Origin of the sequence: Bacteroides sp. BFG-637 (genome assembly GCF_024793605.1) — a bacterium.
Lineage (GTDB): Bacteria > Bacteroidota > Bacteroidia > Bacteroidales > Bacteroidaceae > Bacteroides > Bacteroides vicugnae.
The window spans coordinates 5,060,412-5,082,664 of sequence record NZ_JANUPD010000002.1 but is presented as its reverse complement, the minus strand read 5'-3'; the positions used below and the strand labels follow the sequence as shown (position 1 = coordinate 5,082,664).

General features: G+C 36.4%; 18 protein-coding genes and 1 pseudogene. 18 read left to right on the top strand and 1 reads right to left on the bottom strand.

All coding sequences use genetic code 11. From position 1 onward, the window contains the following. Window position 1 precedes the first annotated feature (1 nt). The 18 genes and pseudogenes from NXX38_RS19850 (at window position 2) to NXX38_RS19765 (ending at window position 20,380) form a co-directional block, all read left to right on the top strand. Window positions 2-901, top strand: a complete 900-nt coding sequence (locus NXX38_RS19850; RefSeq protein ID WP_258980780.1) for a polysaccharide pyruvyl transferase family protein — start codon at window positions 2-4, stop codon at window positions 899-901. An 815-nt stretch (window positions 902-1,716) separates the two neighbouring features. Further along, window positions 1,717-2,283, top strand: a complete 567-nt coding sequence (locus tag NXX38_RS19845) for a hypothetical protein (protein ID WP_229095204.1) — start codon at window positions 1,717-1,719, stop codon at window positions 2,281-2,283. Then, window positions 2,258-3,475: a glycosyltransferase family 4 protein gene (locus tag NXX38_RS19840; protein WP_258980776.1), complete on the top strand. Its 1,218-nt coding sequence runs from the start codon at window positions 2,258-2,260 to the stop codon at window positions 3,473-3,475. The genes NXX38_RS19845 and NXX38_RS19840 overlap by 26 nt, the downstream gene beginning before the upstream one ends. 3 nt (window positions 3,476-3,478) lie before the next feature. Then, a complete protein-coding gene (locus tag NXX38_RS19835) occupies window positions 3,479-4,615 on the top strand; it encodes a glycosyltransferase (protein ID WP_258980775.1) in 1,137 nt (378 codons plus the stop codon). Between the two features lie 11 nt (window positions 4,616-4,626). After that, window positions 4,627-5,175 carry a DapH/DapD/GlmU-related protein gene (locus NXX38_RS19830; RefSeq protein ID WP_004295807.1) on the top strand — a complete coding sequence of 183 codons (549 nt, stop codon included), beginning with the start codon at window positions 4,627-4,629 and terminating at the stop codon, window positions 5,173-5,175. Between the two features lie 109 nt (window positions 5,176-5,284). After that, entirely contained in the window at window positions 5,285-6,406 is a 1,122-nt protein-coding gene (locus NXX38_RS19825) for a glycosyltransferase family 4 protein (RefSeq protein ID WP_258980774.1), read from the top strand. Between the two features lie 18 nt (window positions 6,407-6,424). Then, on the top strand, window positions 6,425-7,411 hold the full coding sequence (locus NXX38_RS19820) for a nitroreductase family protein (protein ID WP_004295809.1): 987 nt from the start codon (window positions 6,425-6,427) through the stop codon (window positions 7,409-7,411). A gap of 3 nt (window positions 7,412-7,414) precedes the next feature. Continuing rightward, window positions 7,415-8,449 carry a polysaccharide pyruvyl transferase family protein gene (locus tag NXX38_RS19815; RefSeq protein ID WP_032852501.1) on the top strand — a complete coding sequence of 345 codons (1,035 nt, stop codon included), beginning with the start codon at window positions 7,415-7,417 and terminating at the stop codon, window positions 8,447-8,449. Window positions 8,450-8,460: 11 nt separating this feature from the next. Continuing rightward, on the top strand, window positions 8,461-9,567 hold the full coding sequence (locus tag NXX38_RS19810; protein WP_258980773.1) for a glycosyltransferase family 4 protein: 1,107 nt from the start codon (window positions 8,461-8,463) through the stop codon (window positions 9,565-9,567). Window positions 9,568-9,607: 40 nt separating this feature from the next. Continuing rightward, the gene (locus NXX38_RS19805) at window positions 9,608-10,570 is read left to right on the top strand and encodes an NAD(P)-dependent oxidoreductase (RefSeq protein WP_258980772.1); all 963 of its coding nucleotides are present in this window, start codon (window positions 9,608-9,610) and stop codon (window positions 10,568-10,570) included. A gap of 41 nt (window positions 10,571-10,611) precedes the next feature. Beyond that, entirely contained in the window at window positions 10,612-11,367 is a 756-nt protein-coding gene (locus tag NXX38_RS19800; protein WP_118313659.1) for a glycosyltransferase family 2 protein, read from the top strand. A gap of 37 nt (window positions 11,368-11,404) precedes the next feature. Continuing rightward, window positions 11,405-12,811, top strand: a complete 1,407-nt coding sequence (locus NXX38_RS19795; RefSeq protein ID WP_217723470.1) for an undecaprenyl-phosphate glucose phosphotransferase — start codon at window positions 11,405-11,407, stop codon at window positions 12,809-12,811. Window positions 12,812-12,846: 35 nt separating this feature from the next. Then, window positions 12,847-13,673, top strand: a pseudogene (locus tag NXX38_RS19790) (polysaccharide biosynthesis/export family protein). Between the two features lie 9 nt (window positions 13,674-13,682). After that, complete coding sequence (locus NXX38_RS19785; RefSeq protein ID WP_217723466.1) at window positions 13,683-16,124, top strand: polysaccharide biosynthesis tyrosine autokinase; 2,442 nt, start codon at window positions 13,683-13,685, stop codon at window positions 16,122-16,124. 255 nt (window positions 16,125-16,379) lie between these two features. Beyond that, window positions 16,380-17,945 (top strand): ATP-binding protein, encoded by a 1,566-nt coding sequence (locus tag NXX38_RS19780; RefSeq protein ID WP_199487886.1) that lies wholly within the window; start codon window positions 16,380-16,382, stop codon window positions 17,943-17,945. Between the two features lie 13 nt (window positions 17,946-17,958). Continuing rightward, window positions 17,959-19,533 carry an ATP-binding protein gene (locus NXX38_RS19775; protein WP_258982002.1) on the top strand — a complete coding sequence of 525 codons (1,575 nt, stop codon included), beginning with the start codon at window positions 17,959-17,961 and terminating at the stop codon, window positions 19,531-19,533. 162 nt (window positions 19,534-19,695) lie between these two features. Further along, entirely contained in the window at window positions 19,696-20,220 is a 525-nt protein-coding gene (locus tag NXX38_RS19770) for an HU family DNA-binding protein (protein WP_122138472.1), read from the top strand. A 67-nt stretch (window positions 20,221-20,287) separates the two neighbouring features. Further along, window positions 20,288-20,380 carry a smalltalk protein gene (locus NXX38_RS19765; RefSeq protein ID WP_004295819.1) on the top strand — a complete coding sequence of 31 codons (93 nt, stop codon included), beginning with the start codon at window positions 20,288-20,290 and terminating at the stop codon, window positions 20,378-20,380. 86 nt (window positions 20,381-20,466) lie between these two features. On the opposite strand, the gene NXX38_RS19760 is transcribed toward NXX38_RS19765, so the two are convergent. Beyond that, window positions 20,467-22,218, bottom strand: coding sequence for an AAA family ATPase (locus NXX38_RS19760; protein WP_122138473.1), 1,752 nt, complete (start codon window positions 22,216-22,218; stop codon window positions 20,467-20,469). Between the last annotated feature and the right edge of the window lie 35 nt (window positions 22,219-22,253).

Sequence of the window (22,253 nt, the reverse complement as noted above, 5' to 3'; positions counted from 1 at the left end):
TATGAAGATAGGAATATTGACATTTCATTGTGCTCACAATTATGGGGCCGTGTTGCAGACCTATGCTTTAGTAACGTATTTGCGGAAGAATAACTATGATGCGGAGATAATAGATTATAGACCCAAATCGTTAACTATGTCCCATGGTATTATGCCTTGGCGTAGAATTTCCCGACTTAATATAATACGAAAAGTTATCTTTGTTCTTAGAATATTACCGTTCTTAACGGTAAGAAAAGAACGTTCTGACAAATTTCAATCATTTATAGATAGCTTACCTCTTTCAACTCGGAAATATACGGAAACAGACAGTGAAGTCACAGGCTATGATATAATAATTTGTGGCAGTGACCAAGTTTGGAATCCTAGCATTACCAATGGCTTTGATAAATTCTTTTGTGGAAGTGTCAGTCATAAAGGCAAATTTATATCCTATGCAGCTAGTACTGAAGCCAAACGAATCATCTCTGATGACTATAAAAAATATAAAGAAGTACTCTCCAATTTTGAGAATATTTCAGTTAGAGAGTCAGAGCTTAAAAATATTTTGCAACCACTCATAAATAAAGAAATAACGAAAGTTATAGACCCTGTGTTTTTATTATCTGCCAATGAATGGCAAAAGGTAGCTATCAAACCAACTTTTACCGACAAACCATACCTTCTTGTATATCAGGTAAAGAGAGACGATAGGGTACTGGATATGGCAAATAAATATGCTGCATTACACCACATGAGTGTTGTTGAAGTAACAGCAGAGGCTGAATATAAAAAAATGAAGAATCGAATATTGACAGCATCTCCTTTTGAATTTGTGGGATTGTTTGCCAATGCCTCATGTGTCGTTACAACATCATTTCATGGAACCGCATTTTCCTATAATATTCAACAAGCCTTTTAAAACCGTATTGTTCAATGCGCCCGGCGATGGACGGGCTCTGGATGTAATGAATACTTTCGGCATAGAAAATTCGACAGTTAATGTAGATAGCGGGGATATTCAGGAAATGTCTCTTAACACCCCTAATTTAGATATTATAGTCCGGACTTCGGAAACATTTATAAAGCAGGCCATACAACGATGAATAATGCAATAGTCAAAAGATATCCATTGGCAAACTCCTTTCCGATATTATTAATAGTTTGTCTGATATTGGAACAAGGTTACGGTCTTCTTCCAATACCTAGATACTTATTTATCGTGTTGGTGGGTGTTTTCTTCTTTTTATTATAAAAAAGGAACATCTTACAGTAAGCCCATTTCCATCTTTGTAGTTAGCTGCTTTCTAAGCATCTTGTCGTGTATGTATTTTAGGAATGAAAGTCCTGTCAGTATTATGGGCGAATATAATATATATCTTATGATTGTATTTTTATTTTGTCTTGTGCAAATACAATGTAAGTATTGAAGTTCTTGAAAAGGTATTGTTCTGGGCTTTTATCATATTCTGCTTTTGTTACTTATATCAAGTTTCAGTCTATCCCAAACTTGTATTTCTAGATAAAAACAATCAGTACAATGAAACTATAGATGTGTTGAACCGACGAATTCGAATGGTGGGAATGTCCATTAATTCATTGGGATATTTTTATAGTTTGAATAAAATCTTGGAGAAGAAAATGAACTATACACTTCCCATGTTGCTTTCATTGGTGTGTATGTTGTTATTTGGATTTAGAACTTTACTGTTCTTTTCTGCTGTATTTTCTATAATAATGATTATAAGATTTAACGGCTTTTCAAAGAAACTTGTCTTCTGGTGTGCATTAGGGGGATTAGGTGCTTACCTGCTTTATCTTACTCCCATCTTCCAAACGGTTTTTGAAAGAATGATGGAGAGGCAAGAATCCGACCAGACTTTTGGTAATAAAGATTATATTAGATATGCAACTTTGTTCCATTATTATGGTAATCATTATAAGAGTGCGGTAGAGATGTTTTTGGGTTCTGGATTATGTAACCGGGCATTGAGAACATCTTATTCTTTAGAAATTGTGAGAAATGAATCATACGGCTTGCATTATTACGATTGGGGATTGTTGGGAATTAGTTGGATGACCGGAGTACTTAGCCTGATTGGAATGTTATGGTGGTCACTAAAAGCGGCATTTGCAAAACTTCCTAAGAAATATTTATATCTTTCTGTATGGTTCGGATACATTCTGACTTGTGCATTTACGTCTGCTGAATTTGTCCGTCAAGGATGTTTTCTGATACAAGCAATATGTTTATACCTCATTTATAAAATATCCTTGTATGAAAAGAATCGCTATAATGAATAATGGGACATTACCCATACCGTCAGTTTTGGGAGGTGCAGTAGAAACATTGGTTCAGCTTCTGGTTGATACCAATGAAAAAGAAAAGCAAATGCAGCTTGAAATTCTTTCTATTGATAACGTTAATGCAAGAGAAAAGGCAAAAGAGTATAGATATACCCATTTTCACTTTGTTAGTACTTCAAGCATTTTGAATCGAATGACAGACTTTCTAAAGCGTTGTTATAATTTTATAGCCTTACGGACAGGTCTGCCATTTATTGGATATTGTTATGCAAGCGCGTTGGTTCGTTTCATCAAGAATTGTAACAATATTGATGCTGTTCTTTTGGAAGGTTCTTCAATTAATGCTGATTATATAAAGAGGAAAACCGCATTGCCCGTTATACAACGCATACATAATGTACCGCCCCATAGCTTGCGTCATTGGGATGATTTGAATGCAAAATCAACAGACCTTTATTTGGGGATTAGCAACTATATATGCACTGTGTTGCAGAAAAATGTTGAAGGAAAATATGGTGCTGCCATCAAGCTATTGTATAATTCAATCAATTTTAATCAGTTCAATGTAAGGACTACAAATGAAGAAAGACATACATTGAGAAAGTCATTAAATATTCCTGCAAATTCTTTTCTTTTTGTTTTCTCGGGTAGATTGAGAAATTACAAAGGTATAAAAGAATTGCTACTTGCTTTCTTGGAATCTAAAGATAAAATGCCTGATGCCTATTTGCTTATTGTCGGAAGTTTTGCATTTTCTTCTACTTACGTGTCCCTATTCGAAAAAGAACTTGCGTCTATCATTCATCAGTTGGGAGAACGGGTCATATTTACAGGCTTTGTAAAGTATGAAGTCATTCATCGATATTATCAAATTGCAAATGCGGGTGTATTCCCTTCCATATGGGAGGAGCCTTTTGCACTTACCTGCCTTGAGGCAATTGCAAGCTCCTTGCCTGTCATTATAACGAGAAGTGGAGGAATGCCGGAAATCGTTAATGAAGAGTGCGGCATTGTTGTGGAGAATGATGCGAATCTGGTTAATTCATTGGCTGCAGCAATGGAAAATATATATGGTATGGATAAAGCTAAATTAGAAAATATGGCTCAACATTCAGTATTGAGAGCTCAATTATTTGATAATCAACTTCAATACAAACAATTTGTTGAATACATCAATTCTGAAATATAGTATATGAAAAATATACTTATAACGTTTACGAATGCAATAGATCCCACAACTGGAGGAGTCGAAAGGGTATATCATAATCTTGTGCCTTATTTTAGGGAGCATGGATATAATGTGTTTGCTACGTATCAAAGAAAAACTGATTATGATAAAAATTCCGTCTATACCAAAGCGATATTTATGGAGTATTCTATTGATAATGTTGGATATTTTGATAAGTTAGACAAGGTAATGATGGAAATGGCTGTAGATATTGTAATTTGTCCATTTCCAAGTTATCAATTGTTCAATTACTGTTCTCGGTTAATTGATAAAAAGGTTTTTTTTCATGTACACAATGTTCCATCCAAATTGATGTATCCCAGTTCGGCAAAGTTGCCAAATATATTGAAAGAATCTTTTGTTGATAGATGCTTAAAACGTATACGTTTTGATTTGAGATATTTAGCATCATTCAGAAGAATTGAATTAAATAAAATGAAGATAGTCCTTCTTTCTGATTTCTTTAGGGATGACTTAAAAAGTTTTTATGATTTCAACCCTAAATGTATATGTGCTTTGCCCAATCCATTCTGTATTGATGAAGAATATCAATTGGATTATCAGAAGAAAGAGAAAATGATTCTATATGTCGGAAGAATAAATACTAGACAAAAACGTTTTCAATCTCTTCTTAATATTTGGAAAAGGCTACAAAATGAATTACCCGATTATAGACTTGAAATAGTAGGAGGAGGACCTGAAAAAGAATTGTATGAGAATCTGGCTCATGAAATGCGTCTTAAACGTATCACATTTCATGATTTTCAAAATCCGACGGAATATTATAAAAAAGCCGTATGCAGTTGCATGACAAGTAACTACGAGGGATTTAGTATGGTCTTAATTGAAGCAATGCAGTATGGATGTGTGCCATTTGTTTTTAATTCATTTGCATCTCTACCAGATATAATAGATGATAAGGTCAATGGATATGTCATTACGCCATTCGATGAAGGTGAATATGTACAGAAGATAAAAGAATTCATATTGTTATCAAAAAAGAATAAAGAAATAATCAGCGTTAAAGCCATGGAAAAAAGCCGAGAATTTGATGTCAGACGAGTTGGTCAACGATGGATAGAACTTATTGATAACTATTAAAATAAAAGACCATGAACCATTTGAAAATTATTTTGATGTCTCTAATTGGTTATTTCTATAACAATATAGTTACATATATTCCATCTCACATAATACGTAAATATTGTCTTATAATGTTTGGTGGCAAGATAGGCCATCATACACGAATTGATATGTGTGGATATATAGGCAGAGTAACAAAACTAAATATAGGAAACTATACCCATATTAATAGAGGGTGTATTTTACAAGCATTTGGTGGTATAACTATTGGAAATAGTGTCTCGATTAGTCACCGATGCAACATTATTAGCGGTGGACATGATGTTAACTCTCCCACATTTGAAGGAGATCATCAACCTATTGTTATTGGTGATTATGTCTGGATTGGAGTGGGAGCGACAATATTAAAAGGGGTAACAATAGGTAAGGGGGCGGTAGTGGCAGCAGGAGCTGTAGTGACTAAAGACGTTCCAGATTATGCTATCGTGGGTGGCATTCCTGCAAAAATAATAGGCGAACGAAATCATGACTTAAAGTATCAGTGTATAAGTTCGAGGAGGTGGTTACTCTTACAATAGTAAATCTTCATGGAGATTAGCATCCGATGAAACGGATTATATATACTTCTGTCGATGAATATTGTGAATAACTTTATATCGTTAGTGTTTACCTTATACCCTATTTTGTATGAATAAGAAAAAAATATGTTGGATTACTCCAGATTGCTTCATTGACTGCGATTTGAATTATTTCAATATGCATGAAATTTTAAAGCATTATGATATTCATTGGATCGTGCTTTTTAGTAGGAATAATAGGTTCAAAGAGTCAGACTTCGAACAAATAAGGAAAGAAAATATGAATTTGACAATTGAATTTTTTAGGTTCAATTATAAAATGCGCAATCCTAAGAATATTCTAATAAATATACGCCTTGGCAAAGCTATAAAAAGGCAAACTCCTGATATAATTTATATGAATGATAGTATCTATTCACCATGGAAATTGCCAATGTTTTATTTATTACCAAAGAGACATTATATTCAAACAGCACATCAAGGAGAAGTTCATATAGGTATGGGACATAAAAGACTATTAAATATACTACGTAGATTGGTTTATTCACGAGTGAAATATGTTAATATGTTTTCTAAGTCACAAGCGGAGCTTTTTCAAAAACATTTTCCTAGTTCAAGGGTATTTAAGATTCCATTAGCCTTAAAAGACTTTGGTGTTCCTACCATTGTGAAACCTAAAGATGGTATTATTCGATTCCTTTCATTTGGTACAATTAATTATGCTAAAAATATTGATTTGTTAATAGATGCTGCATGTGTACTTTATGATAAAGGATATCGAAACTTTAGGGTATCGATTAATGGTATGTGTAAAGATTGGAGTTTTTATCAGACAAAAATTAAATATCCAGAGCTTTTTGATATAGATATTCGGTCAATAGATAATTCTGAAATAGCTAATCTATTTGCTTCCACTGACTATTTTGTTCAACCTTATAGAGTAGTGTCTCAAAGTGGCCCTACAAAAATTGCATTTAATTATAATATTCCAATTATAGCATCAAATTTATTAGGCTTTTCTGATGAAATTCTTGAAGGTGTGAATGGATATCTTTTTGAACCAGGGAATGTAAACGATTTAGTTCGTGTAATGGCTAATGCCATAGATAAGTATGCATGTGATTATAGTAAGTTGAAAGCTTTAATGGCAGAGTATACAGAACAATACTATTCGTTTGGAAGAATTGCGTCTCTGTATGTGAAAATGTTTGATGATGTATTGAGTAAATAAATCTTTAGATTGTTTCAAATGAAAGAAAGGTTTAAATCAGCTATTAAAGGAAATAGCTTTATTGTATGGCTACGGATTATATATGAAAAAATAGGAGAATCCTTTTCATTGACTTTGTATAATGGAAGCACAAATCAAACAAAGGATATATATAAGAAACAAGCTGAATTGCAAATCAGAATACATGCCTTGGAAAAGGGAATGTCTATTGGTAGAGTAAGGGTGGGATTTGGAAAAGAAAAGGCATTTTCTCTTATTGAGGATCTTGCGGATTTGCTAAAAAAAGGTGGCTCGAAACAGTTTGTTGTTGAATCTGTCTCCGTCTTACAGAAGTATATCGAATTTAATGAGAATATGGGTGCTGCTATGGCTGATATAGAGATAGCACTCAATAAATTGTGCTCTTGTTACAATATAAAAAGCAATGATGTTGGCGGAATATATAATCTTAGCTTAAAAGATGTTTCAAGTAAAACCCAATGTCCTTTTGATTCATTTTCTCAATCACGTTTTTCTATTCGTGATTTTGGTGATTCACCATTAGATATAGATAAAGTTTATGCTGCATTAAAACTTTGTGAACGCACTCCATCAGCTTGTAATAGACAGAGTTGGGTAATTCATGTGTATACAGAAAATAAGTTAGTTGAAAAAATGTTCAAGTTACAAGGAGGGAGCAAGGGGTTTTATGAACAAATGCAATGTGCTATTCTTATATGTGGTGATTTGAGGAATTATGGCTTTTATGAACAAAATCTACCTTTTGTTGATGGAGGACTTTATGCGATGAATCTTCTTTACTCCCTTCATTATAATGGATTAGCTACCATACCATTGACTATGGGACATAAATGGAGAGTCATAAAAAAGATAAAGCAAGAAATGAATATTCCCGGAAATGAGATTCCAGTTCTTTTGATAGGTGTTGGAACGTACAAGGATGACTTTAAAGTTGCAGTTTCGCATCGCTATTCATATAAACAGTATGTAAAATTTAATCAATAAGTGATGAGAATCGGATTACTAACATATCATCATTCTGCAAACTATGGTGCAGTAATGCAAAGTTATGCAACGTGTCGAGCCCTAAAAGAACTAGGTCATGAAGTTGAATTTATAAATTTCCGGCAAGATGAAAAAAGATCGAATAGTTCGATAATCTTTTATTTTAAGATAAAAGCGTTTGATAGATTTATGGAAACATTTTATCCTAGTGAAACAAAGGTGATTCAATCTATGGACGACTTAAATGCAATAGCTTCAAATTATGATTGTTTAATGGTAGGCAGTGATCAAGTTTGGAATCCGGGGATCAGTCAGAGTAAATGCTTGGCATACTTCTTGGATTTTGGAGAATCTGACATTCGAAGAATCTCCTATGCTTCTAGTTTTGGAATTTCAAAATGGCCTGAACAATATCAGAGTTTACTACCGAGCATAAATAGCTCTCTTCATAGATTTTGTAGCATAAGTGTTAGAGAAGAGACTGGAAAATATCTTTTGAATAGCTTATTTAAACTCAACTCACAAGTAGTTTTAGACCCTACGCTATTACATGCTGACTATAATGAAATAACAGGAAGTATAGTGAATAATGATGAGGTGATTTGTTATTTACTCAATAGAGGTAAACTACAATTGGAGAAAACAATCAGGCTATCGAGATCTTTGGGTAAAACACCAAAAATGATTTCAACCATTAGACCTACATTTGGTTTTAGGTATGTTTATCCACCATCGATTGAGAATTGGATTAGGTATATTGCCGGAGCTAAATTTGTAATAACGGACTCTTTTCATGGATTAGCCTTCAGCTTGATTTACAATAAACAGTTTGTTGTGATATCTCCTAGTAATGGGAAAAATAGTAGATTAAAGGATTTACTTAAATCTGTGGGTCTTGAAGATAGATATTTTGATGAAAATGATCCAATTATATACCGTGAACTGCAAAATAAGAAAATAGATTACAATAAAGTGAATTCAAAGCTTGAAATTTTAAAGAAAGTTTCATGGGATTATCTTAAAAATGCTCTTCAATAGAGGTATAGGCTATGGAAAAGAAACGAATTTGCTACTTAGTGTCCTCGCTATGCAACGAAGGACCTGTCAATGTAATGTATAACATCATTAAGAATATTGATTTCTTAAAATTTGAAGTCTCTATTATTACATTTGTTCCAGAGAAAGAAACGACAAGAATGCATGATTTCTCAAAATTACCTATAAGTATATATCAACTTTCGAAGAATAAATTTCTGAATCCAATTTCATTATATTTAAGGCTAAAAGACACTGTTAATGAGATTGAACCGAATGTGTTACATGCTCATTGTCCGCGATCTTTATATCTTATGGCATTTCTTCCAAAGAAATTTATTAAGATATTCACTATTCACAATTATCCAAATGAGTTTCAGATTGTATTATATGGCAAAATTAAAGGTGAAATTGTTATTTTACTTGATCATATTTTCACTCGTTGGATAAAAAATGGGATTTGTTGTGCTCCCAATATTAGAGAAGATTATTTAACTAATAAAGGTTGGGATTTTAAATGTATTCCTAATGGTTCCTCTATGCCTGTTTGGAAGTATAATGACGATGAAAAATCAAAATATCGAAAAGAATTTGGATTGAAAGAGGGGATGAAATATTTCATTTTTATTAGTCGATTCTCACAAGAAAAGAATCCTGATATTATCATCCATGCGTTTCGTTTACTCGACAGATCAGACATTGGACTTGTGATGCTTGGTAAGGGCCCCATGTGGGATGAGCTTAAAAAACAAGAAAGTACAAATATCATAATGCCTGGTTTTTCAAACAGGGTTTATGATTATATAATTGCATCTGATTTTTATATATCGGCTTCCAATACAGAAGGATTGGCGAATACCTTGTTGGAAAGTATGAGTGTTGGACTTCCTATGCTTTTGTCTGATATTCCATCGCATAGAGCAGTAATGAATATGTTGGGAGATGATACAGGTATTCTCTACAATCAACACAATCAGAAAGAGTTGCTTGAAGGGATAACAAGAATACTGGAATTTGATAGTTTAAAGGCTTCAGAAAACATTCAATACATTTACACTAAAGAGTTTACCTCTGAAGTAATGTCTAGGCGCTATCAGGAAGAATATATAAACCTTTTATAATGAGTAAAAAGTCTAAGAAAATTAATCATATACCTCATTAATGAAAAAGATACTAATTACAGGTGGAAGCGGATTTATTGGTACTAATCTGATAGAACATCTGTTAAAAAAAATAGATGCCGAACTTCTTACTCTCGATATTAATGAGCCTAAAATCGATTCTCACAATAGATTTTGGAAACGCGTGGATATTAGAGAGTATGAAGAGTTGAGGGAGAAAATTGTGGAATACAAACCGGATATAGTGATTCATCTGGCAGCTCGAACAGATTTAAGAGGCTTGACTTTGAAAGATTACGATGCCAATATGACTGGAGTAAGTAACCTGTTGAAAGCAATTGATGAAGCTGGTACAGTCCAAAAAGCAGTGTTTGCTTCATCAATGTATGTGTGTGAACCCGGATACATGCCTAAAGATTTTGAAGACTATGCACCTCATACACTTTATGGAGAAAGTAAAGTTGAAACAGAAAGAAGAATAAAGAAGGCAAATCCGTCTTATACATGGAGCATTATAAGGCCCACATCAATCTGGGGACCATGGTTTGGAGAACCTTACGATAAATTTTTCCATATTGTGATGAATCGTATGTATTTTCATATGGGCAAGAAAGCTTGTAAAAAGACGTATGGATATGTTGACAATGCTATTTATCAAATAGAATCTATCTTGAAGGCGGAGTCTGAAAAAGTGAACAGAAATGTGTATTATCTAGGAGACTACGAAGCCTATTCTATCACAGATTGGGCTAATGAAATAGCAAATATCGAAGGTATTAAAATTCCTCATGTCCCTTATTTTTGCTTCCGATGGATGGGATATGTGGGGGATTGTTTAAAAAAAATAGGAATCGCTTTCCCTATGACTAGCTTCCGACTGCATAATATGACAACGAACAATGTTCATAATTTGGAGCCTATAAAATCAATAGCTCCTCATTTGCCGGTATCTAGGGTAGAGGGTACTAAGGTCACTTTAGATTGGATTCATAAATATGAGTAAAAGAGGCAGTATATGTTTTATTAATGGATAAAGCTGGTTTTATGAAAGTTTCAATTATAACTTCGTGCTTTAATCGTGCGACAACGATTCGTGGTGCCATTGAGAGTGTCTTAGCACAGGATTATAATGACATAGAATTTATTGTGGTGGACGGATCTAGTACGGATGGTTCGTTGGATATTATCCGAGAATATGCAGATCGTATCTCGATCATTATATCGGAACCTGACCATGGTATGTATGAGGCTATCAATAAGGGTATTCGTGTGGCTACGGGAGAGATAATCGGATTGCTGCATTCGGATGATTTTTTCTATGATAATGGGGTAATAGGGCGCATTGTAGAACGGATGAAACGGACACATGCCGATTTCTTGTATGGTGATGGTCTCTTTGTGAATCCTGATGATACGAACAAAGTGGTGCGCAACTGGATTGGGGGAGGGTATCGTCTTTGGAAAGTGCGTCATGGATGGCTTCCGCTTCATCCCACTTGCTATATTCGACGTGATGTAATGACGAGGCTAGGGCTTTATAATGAGAGTTATAAAATTGCAGCTGATAGTGACTTATTGGTACGTTATCTGTTAACTGGTGGACTCACGGTGACATATCTCAATGAGTACGTTGTGCGTATGCGTATGGGTGGACTTTCTACCGATAGTGCTAAACGTAAGAAGATGTGGGAAGAGGATATTAGGGTGTACGTCTCGCACGGATTATGGCCTACTTTGACTAAGTTGGAAAAGATGGCTTGGAAAGTACCTCAGTTTGTACTCGCATTACTGAAAAAATAGGTAATTATTCCAGATAAGAATTATAAAAATAAAGTGTATGCAGGAAGTCCAACGTTTCAACAAAGTCCTAAAATCTTTGGTCCTTTTGGGGGATCTTATTTTGCTGAACCTGCTTTTATGGGGATTTAATTTGTTTCTGGGTACCCGTTTCTGGTGTATTCATTGCGGCTCTATCTTTCAGGGTATGACTCTTATCACCCTGTGCTATTTACTTTGTAACATGCATTCAGGTGTTATTCTCCATCGTCCTGTGGTGCGTCCTGAACAGATCATGATCCGTGTCTTACGTAACATGGTTCCTTTTGTCTTTTTATCGGTTTGTACGTTGCTTGTTTTTCGTTTTCATTTTTCTCATTCCCGATATTTCGGACTGTTCTATGTTACACTGATAATTATCATTATTAGCTACCGTCTAATTTCCCGTCACTTACTGGAGCTTTATCGGAAAAAGGGAGGAAATGTCCGCAAAGTAGTATTAGTTGGGAGCCATGAGAATATGCAGGAACTTTATCATGCGATGACGGATGATCCTACGTCCGGTTATCGTGTACTGGGTTATTTCGAGGATTTTCCTTCGGACCGGTATCCCCAGGAGGTTCCATATTTGGGACAACCCAATGAAGTAAGTGTTTTTTTAGAAAAACATTCGGGAGAGATTAATCAGCTTTATTGTAGTCTTCCTTCTGTGCGCAGTGCGGAGATTGTTCCCATCATAAATTACTGTGAAAACCATTTGGTTCGTTTTTTTAGTGTTCCTAATGTTCGTAACTATTTGAAACGTAGAATGCATTTTGAGTTATTGGGCAATGTTCCTGTACTTTCCATTCGTTGTGAACCATTAGAGTCATTGGAGAACCGTATTGTCAAGCGCACTTTTGATGTTGTTTGTTCAGGGCTATTTCTTATTACGGTTTTTCCATTCGTCTATATATTCTTCGGAATCGCCATCAAGTTAAGTTCTCCCGGCCCTGTCCTTTTTAAGCAGAAACGCAGTGGTGAGGATGGTCGTGAATTCTGGTGTTACAAATTTCGCTCGATGAAGGTGAATACACAATGTGATACCCTTCAGGCCACGGAAAACGATCCCCGTAAAACACGTATCGGAGAAATAATGAGAAAGACGAGTGTGGATGAATTGCCACAATTCATCAATGTGTTGAAAGGGGATATGTCCATTGTTGGTCCCCGTCCACACATGTTGAAACATACGGAAGAATATTCCAATCTGATAAACAAGTTTATGGTTCGTCATTTTGTAAAACCCGGTATAACGGGTTGGGCGCAGGTGACTGGTTATCGCGGTGAGACGAAAGAACTCTGGCAGATGGAGGGTCGTGTGCAACGTGATATCTGGTATATAGAGCATTGGACTTTTTTATTGGACTTATATATTATGTATAAAACGGTGTATAATGCCATACACGGAGAAAAAGAAGCATATTAGAAAATTAAAACTTAGGAATTAAAGGGCGTTTAATTATGAATTTAAGAATTATGATGAGAAGACTTAACAAAAGAAATTTGTGGCTACTATTGTTGCCATTCCTATTGACTGCCTGTCAGTCTTATAAAAAAAGTTCCCTATTTCCAGAATGTGGAGGTTGTGAACGAGGTAGGAACAACAGGAAAAATTGTATGATGCCAAGATCATGCCCAAGGATTTGTTGACCATTGTGGTATCGTGTACTAATCCTGAACTTGCGATACCTTTTAACCTGACAGTTGCCAGTAATGCCGGAATAGCAGTGAGTACTTCGTCTTATGTGACTACTCAACCTGTATTACAACCTTATTTGGTAGATAATGAAGGAAATATAAATTTTCCTGTATTAGGAGAATTGAAGCTAGGAGGCTTAACGAAAAGGGAAGCGGAACAGCTGATTATAGATAAATTGAAGCCTTACATGAAGGAAACTCCCATTGTAACGGTCCGTATGGTAAATTATAAAATATCTGTTATCGGCGAAGTTACCCGTCCCGGTACTTTCACTATTTCCAATGAGAAGGTAAATTTATTAGAAGCTTTAGCCATGGCAGGTGATATGACAGTATACGGTCTTCGTGATAATGTGAAGTTGATTCGTGAGGATGCAAACGGCAAACAGCAAATTGTAACCTTGGATTTGAATAAGGCCGAAACCATTCTTTCACCTTACTATTGGTTACAGCAGAATGATATTGTTTATGTAACCCCTAATAAAGCAAAAGCTCGAAATTCGGATGTAGGCAACAGTACCAGTCTTTGGTTCTCTGCTACTTCTATTTTGGTATCTATCGTCAGCCTATTAGTAAATATTTTAAAATAATGATTTGCAATGAAAGAAACAGATTTCAACGAAGCACAAGAATCTAAGGAAGAAAATATAGACGTCAAGGAACTGCTGTTTAAGTATTTGATCCACTGGCCTTGGTTTGTGGGTACGGTTGTGGCGTGTTTGATTGCGGCATGGGTTTATTTATATATATCCACTCCCGTATATAATATTTCCGCTACGGTTTTAATAAAGGATGACAAGAAAGGTGGTAGTGCCGGAATGCTTTCCGGGTTGGAGAGTCTAGGATTGGATGGTATGGTCTCTTCTTCGCAGAATATTGATAACGAGATTGAAGTTCTCCGTTCCAAGACTATCGTTAAAGAGGTGGTTGAAGATTTGGGGCTTTATATTTCCTATACGGATGAAGATGAATTCCCTTCCAGAAACATGTATAAGACTTCACCAGTACAAGTGAGTCTGACTCCGCAGGAAGCTGATTTGTTGGAGGAACCGATGATTGTGGAGATGACATTGCAACCACAGGGAAGTATGGATGTGAATGTGAAGATTGCCGGTAATAAATATCAGAAACATTTCGAAAAACTGCCGGCTGTTTTTCCTACCGGCAAAGGGACATTGGCTTTTTTCCTGACGCCGGACTCGGTATTATCTTCTAAAAGGACATTGGAAGAAATTACAGATCCGGAAAAGACTACACGTAATATTACAGCAACAATTAATAGGCCTTTGGCTGTAGCGAAATGGTGTTGTAAGAATATGACTATCGAACCTACTTCCAAAACCACTTCTGTAGCTGTCATATCATTGAAAAATTCAAATGTACAGCGCGGCAAGGATTTTATCAATAAGCTGTTGGAGATGTATAATATCAATACGAATAATGATAAGAACGAGGTGGCGCAGAAAACAGCAGAATTTATCAATGAACGTATTAGTATTATTTCGAAAGAACTCGGTAGTACGGAAAAGGATCTGGAAAGTTTTAAGCGTGGAGCGGGTATTACAGATTTAACCAGTGATGCACAGATAGCTTTGACGGGTAGTGCTGAATATGAAAAGAAACGTGTGGAGAATCAAACCCAGATTAATTTGCTGCAGGATTTGCAGAAATATATGCAAAATGAAGGTTATGAGGTTTTACCTAGTAATATCGGGTTGCAGGATTTGAATCTTGCTGCTGCCATCAATCGATATAATGATGTGCTTGTTGAGAGAAAACGTTTGCTGCGTACATCAACGGAGAATAATCCTACTATTATAAATCTGGATACAAGCATTAGTGCAATGAAAGAGAATGTACAAGTCTCTTTAGATAGGGTGTTGCGTGGATTGTATATCACAAAAGCGGATCTGGATCGTGAAGCGAATCGTTATTCCCGTCGCATCAGTGAGGCGCCTGGACAGGAACGTGAGTTTGTGAGTATTGCTCGTCAACAGGAGATAAAAGCCGGGCTTTATCTGATGTTACTTCAGAAGCGTGAAGAGAATGCTATAACTTTGGCTGCTACTGCCAATAATGCAAAGATAATAGATGACGCTATAGCGGATGATGCTCCTGTGTCTCCTAGAAGTAAGATTACTTATTTGATCGCTTTGATATTAGGTCTTGGAATTCCGGTAGGGGTTATTTATTTACTCGAATTAGCTAAATTTAAGATTGAAGGTCGTGCAGATGTAGAGAAACTTACCAGTGCACCTATTGTCGGTGATATCCCATTGACTGATGAAAAACAAGGAGCTATTGCTGTATTTGAGAATCAAAACAACCTGATGAGTGAAACCTTCCGCAATGTCCGAACGAATCTTCAGTTTATGCTTGGAAATGACAAGAAGGTGATTTTGGTTACTTCCACAGTCAGTGGTGAAGGTAAATCCTTTATCTCTGGTAATCTTGCTATCAGTCTTTCTTTATTGGGCAAGAAAGTAGTAATCGTTGGTCTTGATATCCGCAAGCCAGGTTTGAATAAGGTATTCAATATATCAAAAAGAGAACAAGGTATAACTCAATATTTGGCCAATCCGGAAAAGAACTTGATGGATTTGGTACAGCTTTCCGATGTCAGTAAGAATCTCTATATTCTTCCTGGTGGAACAGTTCCTCCTAATCCGACTGAATTGTTGGCCCGTGATGGATTGGATAAAGCGATTGAGACTCTTAAGAAGAATTTTGAATATGTAATTCTGGATACAGCTCCTGTTGGTATGGTTACCGATACTTTATTGATAGGACGTGTGGCTGATTTATCTGTTTATGTATGTCGCGCGGATTATACTCGTAAGAATGAGTATACTTTGATTAATGAACTTATTGATGGAAATAAGTTACCTAACCTATGTACTGTAATCAATGGTTTGGATTTGAAGAAAAGAAAATATGGTTATTATTACGGTTATGGTAAATATGGTAAGTACTATGGTTATGGTAAACGATATGGCTATGGTTACGGATATGGAGAAACTAGCGATAATAAAGAGAAATAGAGTGCTTCAAAGTACTTTTAGAAAAAGTGAGATGAAGAATGTGTAGGTCCCTAACTTCATGCTACACACATGAAGATCCCTACATTTTGTGGTCAGGAAATACACAGCGGTGTATTCCTGATCAACGCCCTCATGTCGGTGTAAATCCGATGTGATTTCTATAATATCAACTGTCTGTGAAGATAGTTGATATTTTTTTTGTAATGCAATGACTGATGGATAATTTTTAGTAGCTTTGTGAAAAATATGATTGATATGGAAGATTTGCAAAGATTATATCCTATCGGGATTCAGACATTCTCGAAGATACGGGAGGGGAATTACCTCTATATTGATAAAACAGCATATGTTTATCGGATGACTCATTCGGCTTCCAGTTATATGTTCTTGAGCCGTCCACGACGTTTTGGGAAATCATTACTTACTTCTACGCTGCATAGCTATTTTTCCGGACGCAAGGACCTGTTTCACGGATTGGCTATGGAGAAACTGGAGAAGGAGTGGACGGAATATCCGGTACTTCACTTCGATATGAGTATGGCGAAACATGTGGATAAAGGAGGATTGGAACGTCTTCTTGATTTTATGCTTGCTGAATATGAACGTACGTTTGCTATTAACACAGTAGAGGGGGATGCCAATCTACGCTTAGTCAATCTTATTAAGCGTGCTTATGAGCAAACAGGTAAGAAGGTGGTTGTGCTTATTGATGAATATGATGCTCCTTTGCTTGATGTAGTACATGAACGGGAAAATCTGGATGTATTGCGTAACATCATGCGTAACTTCTACAGTCCGTTAAAAGCTTGTGATCCTTATTTGCGTTATGTATTTCTGACTGGTATTACTAAATTCTCACAACTAAGTATTTTTAGTGAGTTGAATAATATAAAGAATATTAGTATGGATGAGCCATACGCTGTTATCTGTGGAATTAGTGAAGATGAGATACGTTTGCAAATGAAGGATGATTTGGAAGGATTGGCAAAGAAATTGGGGATAACACCTGAAGAGGCTTTGATGAAATTGAAAGAAAATTATGATGGTTATCATTTCACTTCTCCTTCGCCCGATATATATAATCCTTTCAGTTTGCTAAATGCTTTTGCAGATGGAAAATTTGGATCTTATTGGTTTGGTAGCGGTACGCCTACGTATCTGATAAATATGTTGAAGAAGTTTGGCGTGGAACCTTCCGAAATTGGAAATAATAGGGTTTCGGTCGAGGATTTTGATGCACCAACAGAAAGGATGACAAGTATTATCCCGCTGCTATATCAAAGTGGCTATATCACTATTAAGAATTATGATGAGGAATTAGACTTGTATACATTGAATATTCCTAATAAGGAAGTGAGAATAGGCCTGATGAAAAGTCTTCTTCCACATTATGTCGGTAGTAAAGCTCCGGAAACCACGACAATGGTGGCTTATCTTTCCCGCGATATCCGTAATGGGGATATGGATGCTGCGTTACACCGTTTACAAACGTTCCTGTCCACTATACCGCAATGCGATAATACGAAATATGAAGGACACTATCAGCAGGTCTTTTATATCATATTTAGTTTATTAGGGTATTATGTGGATGTGGAAGTTCGTACTCCTCGTGGACGGGTAGATATAGTGCTTCGTACGAAGACTACATTGTATGTGATGGAACTGAAACTGGATAAAAGTGCGGGTGAAGCGATGGAGCAAATTGATTTGAAGAATTATCCGGAACGCTTTGCTTTATGTGGATTGCCTGTTGTAAAGGTGGCTGTCAGTTTTGATAGCGAACGGTGTACGATTGGGGACTGGGAGATTATAAATGCTTAAGTATGTGAAAAATATGATTGATATGGAAGATTTGCAAAGATTATATCCTATCGGGATTCAGACATTCTCTAAGATACGGGAGGGGAATTACCTCTATATTGATAAAACAGCATATGTTTATCGGATGACTCATTCGGCTTCCAGCTATATGTTCTTGAGCCGTCCACGACGTTTTGGGAAATCATTACTTACTTCCACGCTGCATAGCTATTTTTCCGGACGTAAGGAGCTGTTTCATGGATTGGCTATGGAGAAACTGGAGAAGGAGTGGACGGAATATCCGGTACTTCACTTCGATATGAGTACCGCTAAGCATGCGGATAGTGAACAGTTGCTCCAAGAGTTAAATCTGAAATTGTATGGCTATGAGCAGATTTATGGACGGCTGGAGGAGGAGGTTAATCCCAATCAGCGTTTGATGGGACTGATAAAACGTGCTTATGAGCAAACCGGCAAGAAAGTGGTCGTGCTTATTGATGAATATGATGCTCCTCTGCTGGATGTGGTGCACGAATGGGAAAACCTGGATGTATTGCGTAATATCATGCGTAACTTCTACAGTCCGTTAAAAGCTTGTGATCCTTATTTGCGATATGTATTTCTGACTGGTATTACCAAATTCTCCCAACTAAGTATTTTTAGTGAGTTGAATAATATAAAGAATATTAGTATGGATGAGCCATACGCTGCTATCTGTGGAATTAGTGAAGATGAGATACGTTTGCAAATGAAGGATGATTTGGGAGGATTGGCAAAGAAATTGGAGATAACACCTGAAGAGGCTTTGATGAAATTGAAAGAAAATTATGATGGTTATCATTTCACATCTCCTTCGCCCGATATATATAATCCTTTCAGTTTGCTAAATGCTTTTGCTGATGGAAAATTTGGATCTTATTGGTTTGGTAGCGGTACTCCTACATATCTGATTAAGATGTTGAATAAATTCGGAGTGAAACCTTCCGAAATTGGATGTAAACAACTGAAGTCCTCAGTTTTCGATGCTCCTACTGAAACGATGACTGATGCAGTGCCTTTATTGTACCAAAGTGGGTATATCACTATTAAGGATTATAATAAGATGCTAGACCTTTATACGCTGGATATTCCCAATAAAGAAGTAAGGCTGGGACTTATGGAGAGCCTTCTTCCTTATTATGTAAATAACAAGACACCTGAAGCAACTACCATGGTGGCTTATCTTTTTTATGATATTCAGAATGGTGATATGGATGCTGCTTTACACCGTTTGCAGGAATTTCTGTCTACGATTCCCTACTGCGACAATACAAGGTTCGAAGGACACTATCAGCAGGTCTTTTATATCATATTCAGTTTGTTGGGGTATTATATGGATGTGGAAGTTCGTACTCCTCGTGGACGGGTAGATATAGTACTTCGTACGAAGACTACATTGTATGTGATGGAACTGAAATTGGATAAAAGTGCGGGTGAAGCGATGGAGCAAATTGATTTGAAGAATTATCCGGAACGCTTTGCTTTATGTGGATTGCCTGTTGTAAAGGTGGCTGTCAGTTTTGATAGCGAACGGTGTACGATTGGGGACTGGAAGATTATAGGATGCTGATTATGTTGTTGATTTATAGTTTATTATATACTTAGGTGAATGAAAATAGCTCCGTAAGGGGCTTTTTTCTTTTCTATCCGGAATAAAAGCTTCACCTTTGCATTGTTGATCAACAAAACGTGAATAAATAAACTTGAATTTAAATCTTTAAAAAAACGTAGTATGAGTGTAATTTACAAAGTCATTACGCGGCCAACAGATCCGCGTGTTCCCAATTCTCCTAAGAGATATTATCCGCATCTGATCACTTTAGGTCAGTCTGTCAATCTGAAATATATTGCACAGAAAATGCAGGATCGTTCTTCGCTGTCTGTCGGTGATATTAAGAGCGTAATCCAGAATTTTGTGGAAAAAATGAAGGAACAGTTGCTGGAAGGTAAATCAATAAATATCGAAGGTTTGGGTGTGTTTATGTTGACTGCCCGTTCCAAGGGTGCGGAGTTGGCGAAGGATGTTAATGCTAAGAGTGTGGATAGTGTTCGCATCTTTTTCCAAGCCAATAAAGAGTTGCGTGTCACCAAAACTGCTACCCGTGCAGATGAGAAGTTAGACCTGATCAGTCTGGATGAATATCTGAAGAAAATTAGTGTTACTGTATCTCCCACAAATCCTGAAAAACCGGGTGAAGGCGAAGATGGTGGAGATGATGGTGATGATGGTGGAGAGGCACCGGATCCCGCAGCTTAATGCCTTGACAATTAATAGTTGACGGTTAGAGTGTTCATTTAGTGTTTAATTTAAAAAAGAAATGTCTATGAAAAAAACGTGGAGTATTATTTTGAAAGTGATTATTGCTGTTGCCGGTGCGATTGCCGGAGTGGTTGGTGTGCAGGCAGCAACGTTGTAATTGATTATCTTATAAATAGGTATATTTATGAATGAATAACAGGCGGGAGAAATCCCGCCTGTTTGTGTTTAGATATAATAAGAGAGCTACACTTCTTCGCATACTCTCATTTCCATTCCTTTATATACTACAACAATCTTATGCAACTGTGTGGTGCCAATAGCATTTTTTACTGTATCTGTATCAGCATAACGGTTGGTTTGAGCGATACCTTCTAATCGTAATTCATCCACACGATTTTCGGGGTCTTTGTATTTAGCATATTTCAACTCGATTATGTAGCTGTGTTTCATATCCGGATAAATATCTAATAATGGAGATAAGAAGATGTCAGCATATCCTTCTTGTGTATCTGCTTCCGAAATAGGGCGGTAGAACCGGTTTTGTGCAGTCATGGCTAGCGTGAAACCATGTACGAAAAATTCTCCTTTTTGCTTGTCGCGTTGGGAGGCGTAGCGTTTCAGGCAATCAGCTATGTAGTCAAAATAAGCTTTCCAGGTACCTCGATAAGCGAGCGAACTGGATAATTCATTTTTCTCATAATTACTGAAGCTTAAGTTGGCTTCATTGTAAGTGTTCAACAAATAGGTGTAAAGTTGTTCGCGAACTACCTGATTGGGAATGGTGAGTTTGCACTTTCCTTCATGTGTGCCACTAATAGTAAGCATGCCAAAATAATAGAGTAGGCTTATGAAATTGTCCGGATCAATAATACTGGCGGCTGGGAATCCTTTTTTCACTTCTCCAGTGATGTATCCTTGGCTTACTAAAGTCTGTATGATGGAAGCATCGTGCGCAAACTCCTTGTCTTTGCGGATGAGCATACGCAATTTTTCGTAGTCAATACGGATGTTGTCTTCTACCATATCTTTCGGTATTTCACCGTTATATTCTATATAATTTTTGACGAAATAAAGCACCATATTGGAATTGTACATCGTATCTTTACCATAGCATTCCTGTGCAAAACAGTAATTGTCATACCATGGTTTCATGATTTCTATCAACTCATTGATGGTATGATTGAAATGCCCTGTATTAGAATAATAAGTTAACATTTCGCGAACCTCACTTTCTGTGAATCCCATCAGTTCGTTGAATCTTGGTGACAATGAGTAGTTAGTGCCGATATTGAAACCGCTGGTCAAGTCATCCATTGTCACGGGACTGACACCAGTGATAAAACAGCGTTTAATGCTGGAGTCTGTGCCGGATTTTATTTTATTGAAGAAAGCACGTAAATAACCTTCTTTGTGTGTCTCATCAGTGTAACGGTTTAAGCTGTCGACATCAGAGAGTATTGTATTGGTGAAATGGTCGTATTCATCAATGAAGAGATAAATCTTTTGATTGACACGGGCGCACTCCGTAAACAGATATTCGAATTGGCTGACGGCTCCGTCTTTTTCGTCCATTTTTTCTTTGATTCCTTCAGGTAAGTAGTCAGCATAAACATCACAGAAATAGTCAAATACGATTCTGCAATGTTCGTCCAGACCTTTGCGGTAGCTGTGTAAATCTCCACTTATTCCCGAGAAATTTAATTTTATTACCAGATAGCTATTGCGATCCTTTGTGGGATGCTTTCCAATATAAAGATCGCCAAACAAAGCGTCAAACTTATCTTTGGCACGTACATCATAATAATGTTGAAGCATATTCAAAGTCAGACTTTTTCCGAATCGGCGCGGGCGGATAAAAAAGAAAAAACGATCTGATTGCTCTATCAAGGGGATGTAAGAGGTTTTATCCACGTAATAATAATTATCCAAACGGATGTCCTCGAAGTTCATCATACCATAAGGTAACAACTTCCTGTCTGATGATACATATTTCATAATTAATGTCTTTTATATGAATGCACTTTGAATAA